The organism is Candidatus Thioglobus sp., assembly GCF_029243085.1.
In the GTDB taxonomy this organism is placed as follows: Bacteria; Pseudomonadota; Gammaproteobacteria; order PS1; family Pseudothioglobaceae; genus Thioglobus_A.
In genome coordinates, this window is the sequence record NZ_JAQWSS010000009.1 from 1 (window position 1) to 5,917 (window position 5,917).

A 5,917-nucleotide genomic window follows, 5' to 3' on the forward strand; every position below is an offset into this window, starting at 1 on the left:
CTAGCCAATCTTTGGCAAATGCTAAAACCCGGTGGTACGCTACTATATGCCACCTGTTCGATTTTAAAGGCTGAAAATGATGGGCAAATTACTCATTTTTTAGAATTACATCAAGACGCTGAAGAAATCAAGATCGATCTAGATTGGGGTATTAAGTCTACTATTGGCAAACAGCAATTGCCCAATCATGAATTTGATGGTTTTTACTATGCCAAAATCAGAAAACAACCCTACGATACTACAGATTACTAATTACAAACTTATTATCAGCATATCTATTAATTTAATATTTTATTCATTAGTTTAAGTTATTATCACATTCAATAAAAAAGGCGCTTTAAGCGCCTTTTTTATTGAATATTTTTTTTACTTTTCTAGGGCAATATCTAACACTTCATCAATCCATTTAACCTTGATGACATTAAGCTTACCTTTAATCTTTTCAGGCACCTCAGATAATTCGCGTTCATTATCATCTGGAATAATGACAGTTTTAATACCACCACGGAGTGCCGCTAACATCTTTTCTTTAAGTCCGCCAATCGGAGTTATTTCGCCTCTCAAGGTAATCTCGCCCGTCATTGCTACATCTGCTTTAACCTTGCGACCCGTTAGCACTGATACCAAGGCAGTACACATTGCTGCACCAGCGCTCGGCCCGTCTTTAGGCGTAGAACCGTCAGGTACGTGGATGTGAATATCAAGCTTGTTTTGAAAATCATCAGCAATATTCAATTCTTTTGCACGAGTACGAGTCACACTCATTGCTGCTTGAATTGACTCCTTCATGACATCGCCCAACTGACCTGTGTAATTAAGCTTACCCTTACCTTTGTAAGCTGTCGCCTCAATGGTTAACAAGTCTCCTCCTACCGAGGTCCATGCTAATCCCGTTACTTCTCCTATCTGATTGTTTTCTTCAGCTAAGCCAAAGCGATGTTTTTTAACGCCAAGATACTTCTCTAAATTTTTATCACTAATCGTTGCTTTAGTTTTGCGATTTTTCAAGACAACTTCTTTTACCACTTTACGGCAAATGGTACTAATCGTTCTACTTAATCCACGTACGCCTGCTTCACGTGTGTAGTAACGAATGATATCTAATATTGCAGAATCTTTAAAAGTGATTTCACTGGCTTTAACACCATTACTTTCCATGGCCTGCTTAATTAGATGACGTTTAGCGATTTGAACTTTTTCATCTTCCGTATAACCTGACAGCTCAATAATTTCCATTCTATCTAATAGTGGCTGTGGCAAATCTAAAGAGTTGGCTGTAGCTACAAACATGACCTGAGATAAATCATAATCCACTTCTAGATAATGATCATTAAATGTATGATTTTGCTCTGGATCTAACACTTCAAGCATTGCACTTGAAGGGTCGCCTCGATAGTCGCTGGCCATTTTTTCAATTTCATCTAGCAAAAATAAAGGATTTTTTACCTTCACTTTTTGCATTTTCTGCACGATTGAGCCTGGCATAGCACCAATATAAGTACGTCTATGGCCACGAATTTCAGCTTCATCACGAACACCACCCAGAGCCATACGCACGTATTTGCGATTAACAGCTTTTGCAATGGATTCACCTAATGAAGTTTTACCCACACCTGGAGGCCCTACTAAACATAGAATGTTAGCTTTATTATGACTTACTCGTGTCTGCACTGCCAAGTGCTCTAAGATGCGCTCTTTAACCTTATCCAGGCCATAATGATCATCATCAAGAATTTTTTGTGCTTTTCTAAGATCTTTGTTAATAATGGTTTTTTTCTTCCAAGGCACATCACACAAATTTTCGATATAGGTGCGAATGATTGAAGCATCTGATGATTGGGAAGACATACGTGAAAGCTTCTTAAGCTCACTTTGCGCCTTCTCTTTTACATCTTTAGGCATCTTGGCCTTGTTAATGCTTAATTGTAACTCTTCAATTTCATTTTCATCTTCTGCATGGCCCAACTCTTTCTGAATAGACTTCATCTGCTCATTCAGATAATAATCACGCTGATTGGATTCCATCTGTTTGCGCACACGAGATTGAATCTTATGCTCGGTGTCCAAAACTTGGATTTCATTTTGAATAACTGTTAAGATTTTATCCAATCTTTCTTGGGCACTATCTCCGCCCAATAGCTCTTGCTTCTCTGAAACTTTTAATGATAAGTTGGCAATAATCACATCACTAAAGCGTTCAACGTCAGTGACGTCTTTCAGCATCTTTAGCACCTCTTCAGGGATTTTCTTATTCAGCTTAATGTACTTTTCAAAACTTTCAAGTGCCAATCTCATCATGGCCTTAACTTCAGTTTCATCATTAGCAGTTAAGCTTAAATCGCTTAATTTCACCTCGCTATACTCTTCTAAATCAATGATAGCCTCAACTTTGGCACGCTTAACACCCTCAACCAACACTTTTATAGTGCCATCTGGCAATTTAAGCATTTGCAAGATAGTGGCTAAGGTGCCAACTTCATGCAAATCATCATATTCAGGATTTTCTATCTTGTCATCTTTCTGGGTTACTAAAAATATGTACTTGTTACTAGCCATAGCCTGAGTAATCGCATTGACAGATGTCTTTCTACCAACAAATAAAGGCATCACTGTATGTGGAAATACCACCACATCCCTAAGTGGCAATAATGGAACATTCTCAAGATTTAAATCGATTTTTTCTATTTCGGGCTTTGTTCCCATAACAACTTAACACCTTTCTTGTTTAATAATTTAGATAGATAGTGATGAGTGACATTAATTTCAAGTATCCATTGACCAAAATCATCCACCTTTTCATTATGGATATAGCCAATATTGTGGATTTCACTGCGAATATAGGCACTCATAACATCTAACTCTATCTTTGCACGCGTCATCATACCACTCAGTTGCTCTGCTAGAGCTTGATATAACAAATCAATTCCTTCACCTGTTTTACTTGAAATCCAAACCCGATAAACCCTACCAGATTCATCTCGATCTAGTCGTGGTTCAAAATACTCAAGACAATCAATTTTATTCATAACCAAGATACTAGGAATGCCGCCTGCGCCTATTTCTTCAATAATTTCTTCAACTTGGCCAATTTTTTCAATATTGTATTCATCAGCTGCATCAACAATATGTAGTAGCACATTAGAGCGTTTAGTTTCTTCTAATGTTGATTTAAACGCATCTACTAGATCATGCGGGAGATCTTGAATAAAACCTACCGTATCAGCAATAACCGCCTCCCCAGAAGCTGGCAAAATAACACGCCTAATAGTGGCATCCAAAGTTGCAAATAATTGGTCATGGGCATAAACTTGTGCATCTGTTAATGTATTAAACAGAGTTGATTTTCCGGCATTGGTATATCCGGCAAGAGCAATCATCGGTAGTTCATTTTTTGTGCGTGATTTACGACCTAAATCACGCTGCTTATGCACTTTATCCAAGCGCTTAGTAATATTTTTAATTCGAACTGCAATTAAACGTTTATCGGTTTCTAACTGTGTCTCGCCAGGTCCGCGCATACCAATACCACCTTTTTGTCGTTCTAGGTGAGTCCAGCCCCGCACTAATCGTGTTGACAAATGACGCAATTGAGCTAATTCAACTTGTAGCTTACCTTCAAATGAGCTAGCCCTTAAGGCAAAGATATCAAGAATAAGTCCTGTACGGTCCATCACCTGACATTGTAGGGTTTTTTCCAAATTGCGCTCTTGTGAAGGAGATAATTCAGGCGAAAAAATAACCAATTCAAGCTCAAGATCTTGAACTATTTGCGCAATTTCATCAACTTTACCTGTTCCAATATAATACTGAGCTAAGGGTGAATTACGATTAACTTGAAGAGTCTCAACAATCTCCAAACCGGACGACTGCGCCAGTTCTTTAAATTCTGATTTAGCATTGTGAATATTACGAGTTGATGGTAGCTCAACATAGACCAACAAGGTTCTCTCACCTTGGCCTACGGCATCCTTCTGACGGTCAAATAATTCCAATGGTGTAGAAGCTTAGCTCGCTTTTTTAGTTGATTTTGGCTTTTTCTCAGACTGACAAATGATTGTTGGCTCTTTAGATTTTTCAACAACTTGTTTATCAATAACCACTTCTGAAACATCTTCTAATGAAGGCAGTTCAAACATAGTATCAAGAAGTAAGTCTTCTAAAATTGAGCGCAAGCCTCTAGCACCTGTTTTACGTTTAATAGCTAGTTTTGCAATCTCAGTTAATGAGGATTTTTCAAACGTTAACTTAACATCTTCCAACTTAAAGATTTCTTGGAACTGTTTAACCACTGAATTTTTTGGTTTGGTTAAAATCTGAACTAACGCCTCTTCGTCAAGCTCTCCCAACGCAGTCTGCACAGGAAGACGGCCTACTAACTCAGGAATTAAGCCGAATTTAATTAAATCTTCTGGCTGAATTAAATCAAATAAATCTGTTAAATTCTTTTTCTCACTATCATCTTTAACCGCCGCTGAGAATCCAATACCTGTTACCTTCTCAACACGTCGATTGATAATCGCTTCAAGACCATCAAATGCACCGCCACAGACAAACAAGATCTTAGAAGTATCAACATCAATAGTCTCTTGATTAGGATGTTTACGTCCACCTTGTGGTGGTACTGAAGCCACTGTACCCTCAATTAGCTTAAGCATGGCTTGTTGCACACCTTCACCTGAGACATCACGAGTAATTGATGGAGAATCAGAGCGACGTGAAATCTTATCAATTTCATCAATAAAGATAATTCCGCGCTCAGCACGCTGGGGGTCAAAATCACATTTTGATAATAGATTTTTAATCACATTCTCAACATCATCACCAACATAACCTGCTTCTGTCAATGTGGTTGCATCAGCAACCGTAAATGGGACATCTAGAATCCGAGCCAAGGTTTGAGCTAAAAGGGTTTTGCCTGATCCAGTCGGGCCAATCATTAAAATATTAGATTTATCTAACTCTACATCGTTAGAAACGTAGTCATTTTTTAAACGTTTGTAATTATTATAAACCGCAACTGATAATACTTTTTTTGCATGATCTTGCCCGATCACATAATCATTTAAAAAGTCCCTAAGTTGAATTGGCGTGTAATCCCAATCTTGATACTCTTCAGTAACCTCTTTAATTGCCTGTTCTTCAATCAGATCATGACAAGATTCGATACATTCATTACAAATATAAACACCAGGCCCCGCTATTAAACGTTCAACTTCAGATTTTGCTTTACCGCAAAATGAACAAGAAAGCTCTTTATTCTCTACTTCTGACATGTTTAACGCTTTTCTACCACTTTATCAATTAAACCATATTCAGCAGATTCAGCAGCTGACATAAAGTTATCTCTATCTGTATCTTTTTGAATAGTCTTAAGATTCTGACCAGTATGAGACTTCATAATATTGTTTAGTTTGTCTCTTATTGTCAAAATTTCTTGAGCATGAATATCAATATCACTCGCTTGACCAGAAAAACCACCTAATGGCTGATGAATCATCATTCGTGCATTTGGCAAAGCGAAACGCTTATCTTTGGCGCCTGCAGTTAATAATAATGCACCCATTGAGGCTGCTTGACCAATGCATAAAGTCGATACATCCGGCTTAATGAATTGCATAGTATCATAGATCGCTAAACCTGCTGTAACAGATCCACCTGGAGAATTAATATATAAATGAATATCTTTATCAGGATTTTCTGATTCTAAAAACAACAATTGTGCGACCACTACATTGGCCATATAGTCCTCAACTGGGCCTACTAAAAAAATAATTCGCTCTTTTAAAAGACGCGAATAAATATCATAAGAACGTTCGCCACGGGCAGATTGCTCTACCACCATTGGAATTTGATTTAAATTATTTATATCCATTTAGCCTTTCTCAGTAATCTCTGTAAACATCTTCTTAACTGTTTT

The 5,917-nt window shown here is 37.6% G+C and carries 4 protein-coding genes and 1 pseudogene; 1 reads left to right on the plus strand and 4 read right to left on the minus strand.

The features are described from left to right. A pseudogene (locus tag P8M52_RS00470) lies at nt 1-252 on the plus strand (16S rRNA (cytosine(967)-C(5))-methyltransferase RsmB); the annotation flags it as partial. A 114-nt stretch (nt 253-366) separates the two neighbouring features. On the opposite strand, the gene lon reads toward P8M52_RS00470, so the two are convergent. Genes lon through clpP form a run of 4 tightly spaced genes read right to left on the minus strand, consistent with a single transcriptional unit; the run spans nt 367 to nt 5,872 of the window. Further along, the gene (gene lon, locus P8M52_RS00475; RefSeq protein WP_300305758.1) at nt 367-2,703 is read right to left on the minus strand and encodes an endopeptidase La; all 2,337 of its coding nucleotides are present in this window, start codon (nt 2,701-2,703) and stop codon (nt 367-369) included. Then, on the minus strand, nt 2,682-3,992 hold the full coding sequence (hflX, locus tag P8M52_RS00480) for a ribosome rescue GTPase HflX (RefSeq protein WP_300305760.1): 1,311 nt from the start codon (nt 3,990-3,992) through the stop codon (nt 2,682-2,684). The genes lon and hflX overlap by 22 nt, the downstream gene beginning before the upstream one ends. Nucleotides 3,993-4,004: 12 nt before the next feature. Further along, entirely contained in the window at nt 4,005-5,273 is a 1,269-nt protein-coding gene (clpX, locus tag P8M52_RS00485) for an ATP-dependent protease ATP-binding subunit ClpX (protein ID WP_300305762.1), read from the minus strand. A 2-nt stretch (nt 5,274-5,275) separates the two neighbouring features. After that, a complete protein-coding gene (gene clpP, locus P8M52_RS00490; protein WP_300305764.1) occupies nt 5,276-5,872 on the minus strand; it encodes an ATP-dependent Clp endopeptidase proteolytic subunit ClpP in 597 nt (198 codons plus the stop codon). Nucleotides 5,873-5,917 lie beyond the last annotated feature (45 nt).